Annotated in this window: 6 protein-coding genes; 1 reads left to right on the forward strand and 5 read right to left on the reverse strand. The window is 43.7% G+C overall.

Annotated elements, in window-relative coordinates:
• Positions 1-264 precede the first annotated feature (264 nt).
• Entirely contained in the window at positions 265-8,937 is an 8,673-nt protein-coding gene (locus ACLOAU_RS04800; protein WP_427860711.1) for a GH36-type glycosyl hydrolase domain-containing protein, read from the reverse strand.
• A 191-nt stretch (positions 8,938-9,128) separates the two neighbouring features.
• A complete protein-coding gene (locus ACLOAU_RS04805) occupies positions 9,129-11,225 on the reverse strand; it encodes a glycoside hydrolase family 97 protein (RefSeq protein WP_427860712.1) in 2,097 nt (698 codons plus the stop codon).
• 218 nt (positions 11,226-11,443) lie between these two features.
• On the opposite strand from ACLOAU_RS04805, the gene ACLOAU_RS04810 reads away from it, so the two are divergent.
• Positions 11,444-13,264 (forward strand): M60 family metallopeptidase, encoded by a 1,821-nt coding sequence (locus tag ACLOAU_RS04810; RefSeq protein ID WP_427860713.1) that lies wholly within the window; start codon positions 11,444-11,446, stop codon positions 13,262-13,264.
• A 65-nt stretch (positions 13,265-13,329) separates the two neighbouring features.
• Here ACLOAU_RS04810 and ACLOAU_RS04815 read toward each other — a convergent pair whose 3' ends face one another.
• The 3 genes from ACLOAU_RS04815 to ACLOAU_RS04825 all read right to left on the reverse strand — a co-directional run bounded on the left by ACLOAU_RS04815 (position 13,330) and on the right by ACLOAU_RS04825 (position 18,897).
• Positions 13,330-13,752: a DUF2541 family protein gene (locus tag ACLOAU_RS04815; RefSeq protein ID WP_427860714.1), complete on the reverse strand. Its 423-nt coding sequence runs from the start codon at positions 13,750-13,752 to the stop codon at positions 13,330-13,332.
• A 139-nt stretch (positions 13,753-13,891) separates the two neighbouring features.
• A complete protein-coding gene (locus ACLOAU_RS04820) occupies positions 13,892-15,646 on the reverse strand; it encodes a RagB/SusD family nutrient uptake outer membrane protein (protein WP_427860715.1) in 1,755 nt (584 codons plus the stop codon).
• Positions 15,647-15,657: 11 nt separating this feature from the next.
• Positions 15,658-18,897, reverse strand: a complete 3,240-nt coding sequence (locus ACLOAU_RS04825) for a SusC/RagA family TonB-linked outer membrane protein (RefSeq protein ID WP_427860716.1) — start codon at positions 18,895-18,897, stop codon at positions 15,658-15,660.
• Positions 18,898-19,079: the final 182 nt, after the last annotated feature.

Below are 19,079 nucleotides of genomic sequence, written 5' to 3' on the forward strand. Positions count from 1 at the left end.
GGCCGCTTTTTGCTTTTTCCCTATTGCTTATGCATATTTAAACTTATAAATAGCTGATACCAGCTGATGCTTCCAGCGAGCATTTCCGCATCTTTAAAATAAGAACTGCATTACACCGATGTCCCCGCTCGTTCAGAAGTCAACCAGGAAGCTTGCAAACTACAACTAGCAGGTTCTAAAAATTTTTACCCTGGCTATTAAATCAAAAAGAGGCGCATGATTCGCCTCTTTTTGATTTAACGGTTGTTTATGTGATGCAAGCACCTATAATGTTACCAGCACTTCATGTTCCCCTCCTTCATCAGTCAACAATATAAATGAATCGTTGGTCTCGTTTCCATCGATCGTTATCCGAACACTACCATTCTTCAGCTCATTTACCACCTTAATCTTATAAAGTGTAGCTCCAAAATTATAGTTCACGTCAAACTCCGGCCAGCTATCTGGTATGCAAGGATCAATATAAAGTTCATTTCCTTTTTTCTTCAGTCCCAATATATGCTCCAATGCCAACTGGTAGGTCCAGCCTGCAGAACCTGTATACCAGGTCCAGCCACCCCTGCCTTCATGCGGAGCTACGCCATAAACATCGGCTGCCATTACATAAGGTTCTACCTTATATTTTTGAGACTCAACATTATTCACCGCATGGTTAACCGGGTTGACCATAGAAAACAATTCCCAAACTCTTTCCCTGTCTTTCTTGATCGCAAAAGCCATCATCGTCCAGACAGCAGCATGGGTATACTGTCCGCCATTCTCTCTTACACCGGGTACATACCCTTTAATATAACCCGGATACAGATCTGACTTATCAAAAGCAGGTGTCAACAATTTGATGATACCGTTCTCGCGGTCTATTAAATGTTCGTTTAAGGATGCCATTGCCTGCTCAATCCTTTCTGGCTCACCGGCCCCTGAAATTACCGACCAGCTTTGTGAAATGGAATCGATACGGCATTCCTCGTTTTGAGATGATCCCAGAGGTGTACCATCATCAAAGTAAGCACGGCGGTACCATTCTCCATCCCAGGCATTATGATTGATGTTTTCTTTGAGCTTTTCGGCCTGGCTGATGCACTTAATATGAAATTCCTGGTCGCCATAATCTTTGGCAATTACTGCAAATTTCATTAATACATCATATAAGAAAAAGCCCAGCCATACACTTTCGCCCTTACCATGTTCACCTACTTTATCCATTCCGTCATTCCAGTCTCCGGATCCGATCAGCGGCAAGCCGTGTTCGCCAAACTTCAATCCGAATTCGATCGCCCTTTTACAGTGATTATATACCGTTTCCCACTCGTTCAAAAACACAGGTAGATCATAATAGCTTTCTTCATCGGGACGTAAAGGCCGGCCTTCTATGTAAGACACATATTCATCTAACACTTCTTTATCATTGGTTGCCTCAATATAACGGGCGGTTACATAAGGCAACCAGAGGTAATCGTCGGAACAGGTAGTGCGTACCCCGCGCCCAGTTGGCGGATGCCACCAGTGCTGTACATCACCTTCCTTAAATTGCCGGGATGCCGCCAGTAATATTTGTCCTCTTGTAACATCCGGACGGGTATGCATCAATGCCAAGGTGTCCTGTAACTGATCTCTGAACCCAAAGGCGCCACCAGACTGATAGAAGCCGCTTCTGCCCCAGATTCTACATGCCAGTGTTTGATAAACCAGCCAACCATTGGTAATTACATTAAATGCTTCATCGGGTGTTTTAATATACACGTTACCCAATACCTGGTTCCAGGCATCATGTATCTTCGATTGTGCTTCATGAACCTTATCTGTATTTTTATATTTCGTGGCCAGTACCCTCGTATCATGTTCTGACTTGCCACTACCCAGCCTGAAAATAACTTCTTTTTCTTCATCCGGTAATAGCTCTACGCCTATTTGAATAGCGGTACAAGGATCAAGTGCCGAACCATACCTATTGGACAACTTCTCCCTAAACAATCCTTCCGGATTAGCCAGCGACCCGTTTCTGCCAATAAATTCCGTACGGTCGCAGGTATAAGACCTGCTGGTGCCATCAGCATCAAAAAAAGAAATCCTTTCAGCAAATGTGCTGTTGTAATGATTACGTGCAAAGAGTACCCCTGTTTCCAGGTCCTTCTCCGTAACCACGTGCATGCGTGTGCTGGTAGCAGTATCTCCCAATACCCATTCCACATATCCGGTAACAGAAATTTTCCTTGGCTTGGCTGATATATTTTTCACTCTTATAACCGTAAACTTCACGGCATCCTCCACATCAACAAAAACCCACATTTCCGATTTAATGCCAAACGCGACGTGCTCATAAACCGTATAGCCAAAACCATTACGGGTTATATAAGGCTTACCGCTTGTTGAAGGCAGCGGAGATGGCGACCAATACTTACCGCTGATATCATCCCTGATATAAAAAGCTTCTCCTGTTTTATCAGAAACGGGATCATTCTTCCAGGGTGAAAGCCTGTAGGAATGGGCATTTTCGGCCCAGGTGTATCCTGATCCGCTCTCCGATATCATAGTACCAAACTCCGGGTTGGCTATAATATTTACCCAGGGTGCCGGAGAAGTTTGCCCCGGCCTGGTTAATATAAAGTACTCTTTACCATCTTCGGTAAAGCCGCCTATACCGTTATTGAATACAAGATTCTCCGGCAGGCTTAGCTGCTCATCTGAATCGAACAGGTTATGCCCCGTGACCTTCAATGCAGGAGGGAGCGCCTTGGCTGGTTTTTGCCTTGTCATCTGCTCCTGCAGGCTACCGGCATTATCGTAAAAAATCAGGCGGGCTACGGTTTGAAATAAAATTCGGTCTTCGGTAGAAAGCTGGTCACCCTGTCGAATAAATATACCTCCTGGCTGATCCACTGTAGCGCCACCCATGGCCGTTACAAAGCCCATGATCTGATCGTGCAACAACTGCCGGTAAGTACCGAAGTCATCATTCCATATAATCAGGTCAACAGCTAATCCTTTCATCCGCCAGTAAGAATGTGCTTTGATCAGCTGCCTTACTAATGCTGTATTATCACTGTCCTGTACTCTTACCAATACAATAGGAAGATCACCAGAAATGGAATAGCCCCATAGCCCCGACTGGCCTTTTCTATTGCCTGCAATAATATTAGCTTCGGCACGATGAATACCATTGGCATATAGTATATGCCCTGCCATGGAATTAAACAATTGCGCTTCTTCTTCGCTGGCATTGATCTGTCTTAGCAGCACCTGGCTATGTGTCCATGATAATTCAAAAGCACGGTTCTTCAGATACATGTCATCATACTTGCCTATCAGGTGCTGGCAGGTGTCTTGGGTTTCGGTTATACCAATAACAATTTCAAACGTAGCTGTTTGTCTTGGTTTCAGCGTGATCTTATATTTTATTGCAGCCACAGGATCCAGTACAGATCCATCAGTGCCGGACATAGGTCCGTTATTAACTACCGATTGCGGCGACGCTAACGAGCGTGTTCGATCAATAAAACGCATCCGGTCGCTTTCAAAAGAAATTTCTTCCTGCTCAACGCCCGTCACATTCATCATAAAAAACATCCATGGCGGCTGCTCATTTTTAGACCTTGCCCTTCTGGTACAAAGAATAGCCTTACTGTCCTCACTGATTTTTGTTTGGACGAACAAGTTGCTAAATGCCGGATGCGCTTCATCTGCCGCCTGTGGCGCTATTACTACTTCAGTATAACCTGTTACTTCAAGTACTTTGACACTGTTACTTTTATTGGTTATCTTAATGCGCCGTATAGAAACATCGTCTTCCGGTGAAACAACAATATCGGTCTTTGTCTCAAAGTCTTTGTTCACACGCCTGAACTCAACGTGACCTTGTGAGAAAATGGTTTCATCTACATCCAGCTTTTTGCGCGTAGGCTGATAGGTATTCGACCAGAGTTCCTGGCTGGATACTTCTTTAATATAGCAGAAAGTGCCCCAGTTATCTTCTGTCACATCTTCACGCCAGCGCGACACGGCTAAATTCTTCCAGCGACTATAGCTGCCGCCTGAGTTGCTGATCGCCATATGATAACGACCGTTCGACAACAGCTGTACTTCAGGAGTTGTAGTGTTAGGTGTTCTGATTACGCGTATATGTGACTCATGGCTGGCCACCGTCTTGCTTGTGGCGCTATCATCCTGAGTGTAATAGTTAGTTGCTTTGGGTGCTTTTTCCTTTAGCAACAACAGGGCCGATTGAAACTGCGGATCTCGCTCAAACCTTTGCTGCATTTTCTCGCCCAGCAGCAAACGAGCTATAGATAAAAATCCCATACCCTGGTGGTGTGCCATAAAAGATCGTATGATCACATTGGTTGTGCCGCGTGGCATACGGGAAGGCGTATAGTCTACTGCCTCATAAAACCCATAACGCCCCTCAAAGCCGTTTTTCGACAACACCAACAGGTTTTTCAATGCAGGCTCCGGCTCCACCATTAATGCCAGCATAGTAGCATAAGGTGCAATCACGAGGTCCTGTCCCAGTCCTCGTTTCAGACCGGTACCCGGAACGCCAAAAGCCTGGTACTGGTAATTCAGATGAGCATCTACCAGGTTAAAGCCTGACTCTGATATACCCCAGGGTATGTCTTTCTTACGTCCGTAATCAATCTGGTTTTGTATAATACCCCTGGCTGTACGTTCAAGTAAAGTATTTTCATACGATGGCATTACCAGCTCGGGCATCAGGTATTCAAACATCGACCCGCTCCATGAAAGCAATACAGGTGCAGTGCCGTCATTGGTAATCAGGCGGCCTAATACGAACCAGCTGTCCTGTGGTATTTTGCCCTGTGCAATGGCTGTAAAAATACCCAGGCGGGCTTCTGACGCAAGTATATCATAGTAACTCTTATCTTTTACATCTTCACTTACATTATAGCCGATATGGAACAGGTGCTTATCCTCGTCATACAGAAAGTCATACTCTACTTCAGCAAAGCCCAAACACTCATTCACCAGCTTTTCAATTTTGCTTAATTTTTCCAGTGCATGACTATGTGCAGATTGGATAGCTCCCTCTACTTTTTGAAGCCATTCGCGATGCTCAGACCGCTCTTCCTTCAACTGACTGATTTGCGGCAATATAGTACGATCCAGATCCCTGATCTCCACCAGGGAAGGAATATCATCTAAGGCGCTCAATGCTTCAAGCCCAGCCGGCACTGGTAGCAAATCCACCCATGGTGTTAAAAGCGATAATGAAAATTCTGCATCCGCTATCTGCGCCTCAAACTTTGATAGCCAGCTTTGCACTTCTTTATTGGCCGCTACGACTTTCTCGGCTTTTACCGATCCGGCCTGTTGTAGTAATTTGTCAAAATAGGTTTTCTGAATATCGATTGTTTGCACCGGTGATTGGGAAAGGCGATCCAGGTAAGCGTCCGTCTCTTCAAAAATCGCTGCAGCGTCGGGTGCCGCGTTTATTGCGGCCTTCCAGGTATGATGTAATCCTTCATAAAATTTTTGACTGAGGATTTTATGATGGGGCAGCTCTAACAAGCCCTGTCTTAACACAATCATGTTTGCCACAAAGTTGCCGCTATCCACCGCTGAGATATACCGTGGATAGAGGGGTTGCAGATTAGTGGTATCATACCAGTTATAAAAGTGCCCCCTGTAACGCTCCATGTCGCTTAATGCATTAAAAGTATTTTGCGTGCGCTCTACCAGCTTGCATAACGAAATGTATCCAAAATCATAGGCTGATAAATTTACCAGTGTAGACAGGCCTATATTAGTAGGAGAAGTACGATGCGCCGTTACCTCGATGGGCTTTTCTTGATAGTTATCGGGTGGCAGGTAATTATCTTCTGCTACCACGAAGTCTTCAAAGAAAGCCCATGTTTTACGGCTGATCACTTGTAGAAAATTGGCTTCGGAATCAGATAGTTCAAAATCGCTCCTGGTTCTTTGGCGGCTCACGCTCCAGGCAACAACCGGCGAAAATAACCAAACCAATAAAAAAGGAGCAGCTATAAAAACAGAAGAAGGCTGAAAGATCATTATCAATACGGCGATCGCTATTACCAGCAAGATGGCCTGCCACATATAACTGTATGCGTCGGCAACTGTTTTTTTACCGCCGGCCTTTTGAGCAGCATAAGGAGTCCATTGTAATAATCTCTTCCTGGAAAACAATAAACGCCAATTGGCTAAAAAAATGGCATCCGCATTTTTATAGGCTTCAAATGGCAATACTACAATGTTGTACAACACCTGCGCTACACTCTTTTTAAATGCATCTGCTACTTCAGTTATATGCGACCGGGTGTCCAGGTCATCGGGTTTCCTGAAAAGCTGTATGGCTCCCGTAACTACGGGCATAAAAAACCAAAACACTATAAAACCAATCATCCAGATGGCGGGGTTAGGGAATAGCAGCCAGATCAGTACCAACAAAACCAGCATGGCCGGTGTAAGCAGGCTTCGTTTAATATTGTCCCATATTTTCCATTTGGATAAGGAAGAAATATAGTTCCGTCTCAGTTTGTTTTTTTCATCGGGCGCAAAAGGCAAACCCCATGTAGCTATTTGCCAGTCGCCCCTGATCCACCGATGCCTGCGACTGACATCCGTCCAATAGGTTTCAGGATAATCTTCAAATAACTGTACCTCTGTCAGCAAACCCGATCGCACATAAGACCCTTCTAAAAGATCATGGCTCAGTATACGATTTTCAGGGAACGCTTTTCCTAATACCTGCTCAAACACATCTATATCATAAATACCTTTGCCGATAAAAGAACCTTCTTCAAAAAGATCCTGGTATACATCTGATACTAATTGAGTATAAGGATCAATACCTGAATCATTACTATGCATACGCGCGTAAACAGAGCTGGTTTTGGCAGGCAGGTTAATCGCCGTTCTGGGCTGTAAAATACCATAGCCCTCTACTACCCTTTTCTTCTTGCTGTTGATCACCGGCTGATTGAGCGGGTGGGCCATAGTAGCAATCATCTTCCAGGCCGATTCCCGCGGCAGTAAAGTATCGGCGTCCAAAGTGATCACATACTTTACATTGGACAATGCAGATACATCGCCCACTATTACAGAAAAATCATCATGTCCTGTATTCCTGAGTAAACTGTTTAGTTCTCCGAGCTTTCCTCTTTTACGCTCGTAGCTCATCCAAACTTTTTCTTTCTTATTCCACTTACGCGAACGATGCATTAAGAAGAAACGGTCACTGGTATTTTGCCTGGCGTACTTCTTATTGAGCAGGTTAATTTCATCTTTTACATAATCCAGCAATTCATCATCCTGGGGCATTTTTTCCTGCGGCGCATCTGCAAAGTCTGTCAGCAAACAATAGTATAAGTTTTTTTGAGGATTGGAAAGATATCTTACCTCCAGGTCGCTCACCAATTCGTCAATACCTGCCTTGCTTCCGATCAGGCAGGGAACAGCAACTACCGCGCTATACACATCGGGTATCCTTCCTGAGAAATCGAGCTTGGGCAATGGCCTGGGTTTTACCATCATGGTAGATAGCCAGTTGATAACCACCGTTGCGAAATGACCCAATATCACGAATAGTAAAATGCCTGTTACGATACTTAACCAGATCACTCTTGTTTCATAGTAAACATTTCGTGCCAACAAAATACTTATAACAAACGCAAACAGGAAGGTTGAACCCGCATAGATGGACAGCCTGTTCTTTCTTAAAAAGTATTTTAGCTGATCTTTAAAATCTAATTGCGTGCGGGCCGTCTTCAGCAACTCATCCCGTCCTTTATCTACTAAAAAATAGCCCACATGATGTTGCCGCTCGGGAGCTCCTGTTTCTTTTCTTTTTGTGGCAAGATTGATGGCCAATGCAGCTACTTCGTGCTCGGCAATTTTTGATTTTTTACCCATCCATTCCACTACGTGCCTGTAACAGTCACGGGTTTCAAAATCCATTAGCGGGTAGGTGCCTGTAATATCTTTTTGCAGTACCTGCTCCACTACGCTTACGCTTTCCACAAATTCCTTCCATTCAGTTGTTTTCAAAAGCCTGATACTTTCGATGCTATTACGCATAGACACCTGGTCTGCCGCCTGGCTTTGGTTGTGTACATTCACCAGCTCTGCTACAGAATGACCGGTATCAGAAAGTTGCTGCTCGATCCAGGATAAGGGTATCGCCAATCCCTGACCTTTTCCCTGCATCCTCCTGGTAAACTCAGCCACAAAAGCACTGTTCAACGACACATCACTCTTCGCCATTTCAGCAGTAGCTATAATAATGCTACGGGGTTCGGTTTGTGCAATTTTTATAAATTCATCAGACCAGTAAATAGCGTCGTTCTTATCCAGCCGGTCGATAGCAATTCTTGAAGCGATACGCCTTATGTTTTCTATAATAGCAAACCGCAACATAATAGGAATCGCCCATAGTTCACCCAGGGTGAGTACATTTTTGGTTTGATAACCATTGATAAAAGCAGTAAGGTTGGCTACATCAATGCGGCCATCACTATGAGAAATGATTTCAAGCGCTATATCATATACACGGGGCATACCGGTCGATTTGCCTTTGGCCAGAATAGGCAGCGTTTGGCTATAGCCTTTCGGCAAATGTTTCCGTGCAATATTGATCTGCTCTTTAATAAGATAGAGGTTGTCTAAAAACCATTCACTTGCAGGGGCTATCGCTTGTTTTTCTTTTATTGTTTCAGCAAGCATTTCCTGCACTTTTACGATTACATCTTCGTTATCATTCAAGCGCTTCAACACTTTATCCGGCTGCCTGGTCGTTAGTACTTCGTGCTGAGCAGCCACCCGTATACCGTGAGACTCCATTTGGGCGTTGCTCAACAGGTCTAAACGAAAAGGGTCTTCATTTTTAAAAGGATAGGTACCTTCGGAGGTAAAATACTCCCTCATCCTCGCCACAAAATCATCAACGGGCCTTGTAATTCTCATCCGGCTATTATTTATAAAGTTCTTAATAGTTTATACTGTGGAAATTTTTACACACTCTCCAATTCCACCGCAATTATTTAACGGTTTACACAATTACAATTTTCAAGCCGAGATTAAGCAATCCTACTATTAATCAATAAAATAGCCGCCCTAATAGAGGCAGCCTGCGGATAAAAATATTTTATGTTTAGTTAGATTTTTCGAATGCTGATAGCAACACCTCCACTCCGGGCAAGTTTAGTTGCCAGCTTTGTTTTACTGGTTACCTTCTTTTTGTAAATATGATAGCTCTGCGGATTTGTTATATAGTCAGCATTTTTACCGTCTTCATAAATGGTTGCCTCATAATTGCCACCGGCAGGCAGAAAGCTAAAATCGATGTTCAAAGTCCTTGCCTGCTCATCCGTAATACCCCCAACAAACCATTCATCTTTTCCTTTGGCCTTACGGGCAATTAAAACATAATCACCTGGTTCTGCGCTTAGTATTTTAGTATCATCCCAATCAGCCGCTACATCTTTTATAAACTGGAAGGCATCAGGAAATCTTTCATAATTATCAATTATATCCGCAGCCATTTGCAAAGGACTATACATGGTAACATATAAAGCCAGTTGTTTGGTTAGCGTGGTTTGCACAAAACGCTTGTCTCCAGGGAAATAGTAATCCAGTTGGGTTTGAAAAATACCGGGCGTATAGTCCATCGGGCCACCTATTAACCTTGTAAAAGGCAATATGGTGGTATGTTCCGGGTTGTTACCACCAAAAGCCTCATATTCAGTACCCCTCGCCGCCTCTGCTGCAATCCAGTTAGGATAGGTGCGATGCAGACCGGTAAGATGCACCGATTCATGAGAATTAACCATTACTTTATGCTGTAAAGCCTTATCAATCACACGTTGGTAATGCTGTATCATCCACTGACTGTAATGGTGTTCTCCCCGCGGAATAATATTGCCTACATAACCTGTTTTTACGGCTTTGTAACCATATTGATCCATAAAGGCAAAAGCTGTATCAAGATGACGCTCATAATTAGTTGCGGCAGAGGAGGTTTCATGATGCATGATCAGTTGTACATTTTTGGCTTTGGCATAATCCGTTAATGTCTTTACATCAAAATCGGGATAAGGCGTTACAAAGTCAAATACATATTCTTTCGATTTACCAAACCAGTCTTCCCATCCTTCATTCCAGCCCTCCACTAAAACACCGTCCAGGCCATGTTTTGCAGCAAAGTCGATATACTTCTTTACATAATTGGTATTGGCAGCATGCGTACCATTGGTTTGCAACTTGGAGTAATCCGTTTTGCCCAGGTGCACATTATTAATATTGGCATAGCTCCAGGTAGATTTACCCATGATCATCTCCCACCATACTCCTACGTACTTTACGGGTTTGATCCAGTCAGTGCTTTCATATTTTGTGGGTTCGTTCAGGTTAAGTATTAACTTAGAAGCCAGTATATCTTCAGCTTTCTTCGCTATAATAACGGTTCTCCAGGGTGTATGAAAAGGTGTTTGTATATATCCTTTCTTTCCCTGCCCATCAGGTGTTAAATGAGATGTCAATATAAATTTACCGGCATCCAGGCTCAGGTGTAAAGCAGGATAACCCGTTAACGCTGCTTCATGAAAGTTAAGATAAAAACCATTGTCGGTCTTCATCATTAACGGCGTTTGCAGGGTTCCCGGTGCAATGGTTTGTGATGCATTGCCATCATAACTTTTATCGAATAACTTAGGCACTTCTGATAATTTCGATGTAGTATAATTATACTCCTGTGTATCGTAGTCGCCCGGTATCCACCAGGCTTTGGCATCTCCGGGAAGCGCAAATTCCGTAGCTTCTTCCTTCACTACAAAATAGTTCAGGTTGGCCTGTTCAGGAAACTCGTAACGCAGGCCCAGGCCCTCATTGAATAAGCGAAAGCGTATAGCGATATCCCGCTGTTGGGCCGGTTGCGCCAGGTAAACAATTAATTCAGTGTATTGATTCTTGATTTGTTTTACCTCACCCAGAACCGGTTGCCAGGTTTCATCCGCTTTGTTGATCTTGAAATCCCTAATACCGAATCCTTTTGTAAAAGAAGGCCCATTGTCGATCTCAAGGCCGAGCTTGCTTTGCAATAAGACAGGCTGGTTATTATAGTTTACACTATAAACAGGAACACTGTCCTTTATCGCGAACGTAAGTTGCAGCGCCCCATCCGGTGAGTATATCTTTTGAGCATCTGTTGTAATAGCAGCAAGCATCATTAACGCAATCGCAATCCATTTTTTCATGTGTCCATTTTTATATGTGCCAGCGAAAATAGGTTTTTTTAATTAATGTGTACCAAAAACACATTACAAATACAAAGATCGTTCTCAAATATGCGCAAACGTTTGTCTGAGCGAATCAGCATGTCTTGTGTATAACTTAGGTTAACAATGTTGCCTTGCTCTTGCACTACCCGCGGTAGTTTGCTGTATGTCTTTTTTTAAACTCTTAAAACCAAAAAATGAAACAATTACTAACCGTAGTAATGATCACTGCATTTGCTGTAGTGTCTTGTAAGAAAAGCCAGATTCCGGAAACCACCGGGTCAGAAAACACAATCAGGCGATCCGTCAACCCTGTGCCATTAGGTGCATTAGGTAGCACAGAACAGGAATTTAGTGAAAAAATCATGGGAACCACCGAGTCCTTTAACAGGCTGCAATTAGGCAATCCCTGGTCGGATTTTGACCCCACTGGTTTTTACCTGCCACCGGGTGTTGCCATGACGCTTACCGTACAACAGCTAAGCGGCACCGCGCTGCCCAAACTACTCATAGGCACTTATTCGAGGGATACCCTTAGATGGGATCCACGTTCGGTGCAGCTGACAGCCGGCAGCAATACCATATCATCAGATACTTATGGCGGGTTAATCTGGATACGCTATACTACCAGCGGTACCCCGGCGGGTAAAGTTAAAATTACTTTCAATAGCGGGGCTGTACGGGCGCCTCTGTTTATAAAAGACCAGACCACCGACTGGGAATCCCAGGTAGCCGCTTACACTACCTCCCCGGATGTGCTACTGGTAAACAACAGTACCTACCTGGTAACAGGCAGGAGCCGTGCCGGTGCAACCAGCAACAGCGATGCCAATAACATTCTGCAGATTATAGACAGGGCTGTAGAATTTGGTGAAGATTATATCTCCGGCTTCGACAACTCGGCTCCCGAACACATGAAACCGACGCATAAGATTGCTATGGTTGAATCACCGGCCCGGAATTTATGGGGTGCTGCCAGCTACTACCGCACCTGGTTTGCGCCGGGCCTGTGGAATGATTGCCTAACCTACCCTAGTATGGTGAACAATGGTTGGGGATCCTGGCATGAGCTGGGGCATATGCGCCAGCAACAACCCTGGAAATGGTCAACGCTGGGAGAGGTAACCGTGAATATCTATTCTCTTGCAGCAGAACGGGCCATAAGCGGGGGCGGTGTTAATCGTTTGAAAGGGACGACCACCACTAACGCATTAAACTATATCGCCAATACCAATACCGACAAGGACTTCAATTCCAATACCTATATGTCGGATGGAAACTTTATCCGTTTATTCATGTTTCACCAGTTGTGGCTGGCTTTTGGAGATGCCTTTTATATTAACCTGCATAAACAAACCCGTGTAGAGAAGCCTGTGGTAACTAACGATGAACAAAAGATGCGGTACTTTATGTTGAAAGCATGCACTATCAGCGGCAGGAACCTGACGACCTTTTTCAGAAAATGGGGTTTTAAAGTTAACGAGAGCGTTTATACCGAAATAGCAGCCCTGAACCTGCCGGCACCAGCCACAGAGCCCAGTACATTAACAGACGATAACGCAGGGCTTATAGAAAACGGAGCTACTTATAAGATCGTATCTGCGGTAAATAATAGCAGCATTCTGGATGTAAGCGGTGGTGGCGTTCCGGCCAATAGCACTGTTGTAGCTTTATGGACAGCTAACAATCCACTATCCAATAATCAAAAATGGTTATTAAGAAGCCTCGGCAATGGTGAGTTTGCCTTAAAAACCCTGGCGGATACCGCTAAAGCGATGGATGTAAGGAGTGGTGCATCTGCTAATGGCACACAAATACAGGTATACAGTTATACCAATGCTGCAGCTCAACGATGGACACCTGCTTATGTAGGTGACGGCTACTATAATTTATCGCCCGCCTGTGCCACCGATAAAAACCTGGATGTTAACGGAGGCTTTAGTACCAACGGAACTAAAATTCAAATATGGAGTAAAAATACCGGCAACGCGCAAAAATTCAAACTGGTGAAGCTATAAGTCAATAATGGAAAAATTAAACAGCCGCCGGTTCATCCCCAGCGGCTGTTTTCCTATTTTTTCTTTTATCTGCCGTAAACTAAAATAGAACCCTGGTTAGACCGCCGGTCGTACCTGCTGGTATTATAATCTAAATCGATCTGGCGGATATTACTATTGCGGTTTCTTAACCTTACAGTTCGATTATTTCCGTTCAGTTTATAAGATTCACGTCTGCCGTTATCATATATTACCGTTGCGCCATATAAATTAATATCCCTCCCTGTTGTTGTAAACCGAAGTTGTGAAAAATTATTGTATCGTCCGCGCGGATAAATAGCTTCACTTCTGTTTCTTGAATCTGCACGGCGTTCACCCAGGAGCGCCCAGTTGTCGTTACGCCCACGACCATAATCCCTGTCATTTTGAACATACTGCGGACTACCACAGCTTACCAATAGTGTAACAATTACCAACACCGGCGCTATCCATTTCAATTGCTTGTTCATATACTCAGTTTTATTTTTCTTAATGGTTCTACATTTATCAGACAGCACTTAGTTCATTAACGTTGTGTGCAAGTCCTTAAGATTTTGCAAAAAAATTACCGCCCCGGGGCGGTAATTCATTGAATTTATGTAGCTGGTATCAATATCCATAATCCTGTGTAATTTTCGGGTTGGCATCAATAACCGCCTGTGGTATGGGCAGGAGTTCACTGCGATTCGGTTTGTAGAGTTGTGCCACATTAGTGATCCAGGCCTCGGTAATGGCTCTCGTCCAGTTAACACGTGTATAGCCTGTAATAGCTGTGGGCGATGGTTTATACAATGAATTACCCAGTGTTAATTGTTGTGCTCCCGGTAAAAAGAACATATACTGCGGTAAGTTATTGTAGGGAGCCTCCCGGTTCATGATCTTTGTATAATTACTACGAACCGAAATGATCTTTTCAGCCAGCAGGTTCCAGCGGATCAAGTCATACTTGCGGATACCTTCTCCCCCGAACTCATAAGATCGCTCATTAACAAGGGCTTTAAAGAAGCCTTCCTTATCTCCGGGTGTTGTGCCGATTTTAGATTCATTGCCTTTAAACCCTCTTTTCCGTACTTCTTCATAAGCGATTTTCGCATCAGCTGTAGGACCGTTATTTAATTCATTGTCGGCTTCTGCAAACATCAGCAAAACATCTGAAAAGCGAATAACCGGCCAGTTAATGCCAGTGGCCTGGATTGCGGAGCTTAATGCAGGCGTTATCCAGTCTGACCGGAATTTACCACTCGTCATATTAACCAGCGTTTGAAGCGTTTTTGAATTATCTGCGTTATTATAGTGAAGCGCACAGGTCACATCGCGACGTGTGTCTACAGAATCGAAGGAATAGAAATATACCGGTATAACACGGATGGAGCCATTCCCCAACAATGCTGTATTTCCCGGTACATAAAACCGCGGACCATCGTAGTACCCCAGCTTACTGTCCACCTCCCTCGCCATAGCCACTTCAAACATCACTTCTCCATAGGGATCTATTTTGTACGCATCCAAAGCATCCTTAAACACCGATTGAAAACCGGGATTTAATGTATGTTGATCTCTTTTCTGCATTAACTCGTAACATTCATCACGTGCAATTTTATAGTATGCTGTATAATCAGGCCGCCGCTCCATACTTCCTGACTTACGAAGTGAATATCCTCCGTTGAACAAGGCCAGCCTTGCCCTGAGTGCTTTTACTGCCCCCTTGGTAATGCGTTCATCTGATGTTACTTCGGTACGCCATGGCACCAGGTCTTCAGCTCTTTTTAAATCAGAGATAAGGCTATCATAAATAACATTCCGGTCCATTTTCTCCAGGAACAGATTGGGTTGATCAATAGACGGAATAAATGAGGCAGGTACATCGCCCCAGTTACGAATTAACTCAAAATAAAACTGCGCTCTTAGTGTTAAGGCTTCGCCGTACAATCTTCGCAACTCTTTTTTGTCAGCTTCAGCTCCATCTTTATATAAACTCATAGCCGGTATATTCCTGATGCAGATATTGGCCCTTTCTATCCCTGCATACAACTGGTTAAACGGGGCCAGTAATTGAGCATTGGTTGGCTGTACATTGTAGCGTGCCATATCGCGGGAGCTATTGTCAGGTGCGGAAGCATTGGTTACACCAATCATTTCATCATTATCGTAAGGATAGATGAGGCTAAAACGACTGCCATATCCCTGGTCACCTGCCAATTGATCATATACACCCAACACAGCGCTTCTTGCATTAATAGTACTGCTGAACATGTAATCTTCACCAAAGGCAGACTCCGGCTCCAGGGTAAGATATTTTTTACATGCCGTAAACAGCAATGTAACGGCAATCAGCATCGATATTCCTAATCTTTTATATGTCATAGCCTGTGTTATTATAATGAAATATTTAATCCGACAATATATGTCCGGCTCCTGGGGTAGGCAGAGTAATCTACTCCCGGCGTAACCGGTGTGGCCATCCTTGTATTCACTTCAGGGTCATAACCGGAATAACCTGTAAGCACCGCAAGGTTATTGACAGTACCATATACCCTTACATTTTTAAATTTGATCCTGTTGAGCATATTCCTGGGTAATGTATATCCCAGGGTAATATTATTAATTCTCAAGAAGGATCCATCTTCCATAGCCCATGAAGTAGGATACCAGGCACCCGCGCCACTGATGGGAATCCAATATTGTGCATCCTTGTTAATGGCCTCCAGTTGCCCGGGAGCAACGCCTCTTACGACCTGATTACCGGACACCGTAACTACCTGCTGCAATACATTACCATTTTCATCAACGGTGCGCCAGCGATCTTTCATCAAAGCAAGGGAATTGGTATGAGAACCATAACCATTGGTAAATTCAATTTTGTTAGCATTATACACCTGGTTACCATAAACAAAATTGAGGAACACACTTAAATCAAAATTCTTGTAGTTAAACCGCTGGTTAATACCCCCTGAAAATTTCGGGTTAGCATTACCAATAATGGTTTTATCCTTCTCATCAATTATATTATTTCCATCCAGATCTTTTAGCTTCATCCAACCCGGCTGTGCTATACCAATGGCCTGCGCCACATCTGCCACGTCCTCTTTTAATGTATAGGTACTGGTTGCCGCATCATAATTAAAATCACTGGTTCTGTAAAAGCCATCTGATACATAGCCATACATAATACCTAATGGCTCTCCCGCTTTCACAATATAATCTGCCGGCTGACCAGAAATGCCAAAGCCTGAATAAGCAAAATACTGGCCTAACCCATTCGCTAACTTTTCAATTTTATTACGGTTGAATGAAATATTAAATTCTGCAACCCAGGTGAAATCTGTTTTTTGAATGGGTGTAGCGCTTAGCTGTATTTCAAGACCTCTGTTCGACAAGCTTCCTACATTCTGCAATTGGGTAGTATAACCTGAAGTGGGTGGTATGGGTACATCTATTAGTAAATTGCTTACCGTATTCAGGTACACATCGGCTGTAAGTGATAACCTGTTTTTCAGCAGCGACAGATCAACTCCTATATTTCGGGATATAGTGGTTTCCCATTTAAGGTCTTTATTAGGCAGGCTTCCTACCATATAAGCCGGAACTACCTGTTCGTTTAACGCATATTTGGCTGTAGGGCTAAAAATGTTCATGTACAGGTAATCATCTATGCGGTTATTGCCTGTAGCTCCATAACTAGCCCTGATCTTCAGATCGGATACAACTTTGCTGCTTTCCAGAAACGATTCTTTAGAAATACGCCAGGACACCGCACCGGCAGGGAAATATCCCCATTGATTACCCGGCGCAAACTTGGAAGAGCCATCTGCCCGCAAACTGAAATTAGCCAAGAACTTATCTTTATATGCATAGTTGGCACGGGTAAAAAACGATACAATACGGCTTTCATAGCTACCCGACTGCGGATAGGTTGGAATAACAGTACCAATGTTTAACTGATTCAGCGCCTTATCGGGAGTAATACCTATAGGAAAGTTCTTTAGCTGTATATCGGTGCTTTTGGCTTTTACATTATACAGTTCATTACCCAGCAATACGTCTATGCGATGATCGCTTTTTCTTGAATTGGTATAGGTTAATACATTGGAGTTAGACAGATTGTATACATTGTTGGTTAACACACCTGCCATGGGCATACTGGCGCCCTGCGTACGCGCTTTGGATGTGATGTAGTCGAAGAAAGTATGATAGGTTTGATTATTGAAGTTGACACCGGCTGTAGATCTGAATGAGAATTTCGGACTAAAGGTATAATTAGCATAACCATTCAGGTTGGTGAGCGAGCTCATCTTCTTACTGTATTGGGCGTCACTAAGCTGTATAGGATTAATAATGCCCAAAGCATTACCTGCATTGGTCTCATCGTAATAAGCCTCATCGAGGTCGCCGGGTGATAAATTATTTAATATAAAAGGCCGGTATTTAATGGTATGACGAAGCATATTATAAGTAGAAGCACCTCCATCTGAAGTACCGGCACCGTTAATGGCCTGGTTGGCATAACGAACGTTGAAGCCGACTTTTAATGCATTGCTTACGCGGGTGTCCATCCTGAAATTAATCAGCTTCCTGTCATAACCGGAGTTGAGCATCACCCCATCTTCGTTATTACTGGTGAGGCTTAAATTATATTGGGTGGTTTTATTGCCGCCGGCAACACCCACATTATGCGTCTGCATCCAGGCATCATTACCAAATGTTTCCTTTTGCCAGTCAATGGCAGGTATATCTCGGTATACGCCCAGGCTGTCCCAGCTTCCGTATATACGTGTAAAAGAAGTCTGCGCTTCTGTAGTGCCTCTGCTTCTTTCATATTGCGATATAACAAATTCATACGGACTTAATACATCCAGGCGATTCGCCAGTTGTTTTAAACCCACAAAGCCATTGTAGCTGATCACAGGCTTGGCTTCCTTGCCCCCCTTTGTAGTAATAATTACCACCCCATTGGCTCCTCTTGCTCCATAGATAGATGTAGCAGATGCATCTTTCAATACATCGACTGATTCTATATCCTGTGGTGAGAGCCCGGCCAATCCGCCTTCTACCTGTACCCCATCAATAATATAAAGTGGTGCAATATCCTGGGTAATAGAACCGTTACCCCTGATCTTTATCTGTACCTCTGCGCCGGGCGCACCTTCTGAAGTAGTTACCTGTACACCGGCCATTCTTCCCGTCAGCGCTTCTGCCAGCGAGTTCACCGGAATATCTTTTAATTGCTTACTGCTCAGCGAAACCACAGCGCCTGTAAGATCTTTTTTCTTTACGGTTGCATAGCCAATCGTTACCACTTCTTCCATCTGCGACATGCTTGCTGCAAGTATAATATGCAACACCTTCTCTTCACCAGCAATAATTTCCTGCGCCCGGTATCCAACATGCTCTATCAAAAATGTGATTGCTGTACCGTCAACAGGAACAGACAGTGCAAACTTTCCCTGGGCGTCCGTCAGTGTGCCTCCCGACTTTCCTTTCAATAAGATACTTACTCCCGCAAGCGGCGCGCCAGTTGCAGAGTCCGTCACTTCACCACTAATACGACGGTTCGTTTGTGCAAAGCAAAAAGAAAAACTAAAAGCTGATAACAGCAACACTGCAATTAATTTCATCCGTATATTTTTATTGTTTTTACGGTCAGATACTTTCTCGAAATTTTCACACTTTGAATAAAGAACGACCGAAAATATTTGTCACCCCCTTCAATGCTTTATTAAGAATAAAAATTTTAATTCAATCAGCTCATCGCGCTTATTCTATTTTAAATTAGTGGCCAGCATCAGCTATCTCATTT

Origin of the sequence: Paraniabella aurantiaca, assembly GCF_050309965.1 — a bacterium.
GTDB lineage: Bacteria > Bacteroidota > Bacteroidia > Chitinophagales > Chitinophagaceae > Niabella.

Bases quoted from the DNA above. Each gene is read 5' to 3' on its own strand.
- ACLOAU_RS04815 (WP_427860714.1), bottom strand. From the start codon at position 13,752: ATGAACAAGCAATTGAAATGGATAGCGCCGGTGTTGGTAATTGTTACA.
- ACLOAU_RS04810 (WP_427860713.1), top strand. From the start codon at position 11,444: ATGAAACAATTACTAACCGTAGTAATGATCACTGCATTTGCTGTAGTG.
- ACLOAU_RS04820 (WP_427860715.1), bottom strand. From the start codon at position 15,646: ATGACATATAAAAGATTAGGAATATCGATGCTGATTGCCGTTACATTG.
- ACLOAU_RS04825 (WP_427860716.1), bottom strand. From the start codon at position 18,897: ATGAAATTAATTGCAGTGTTGCTGTTATCAGCTTTTAGTTTTTCTTTT.
- ACLOAU_RS04805 (WP_427860712.1), bottom strand. From the start codon at position 11,225: ATGAAAAAATGGATTGCGATTGCGTTAATGATGCTTGCTGCTATTACA.
- ACLOAU_RS04800 (WP_427860711.1), bottom strand. From the start codon at position 8,937: ATGAGAATTACAAGGCCCGTTGATGATTTTGTGGCGAGGATGAGGGAG.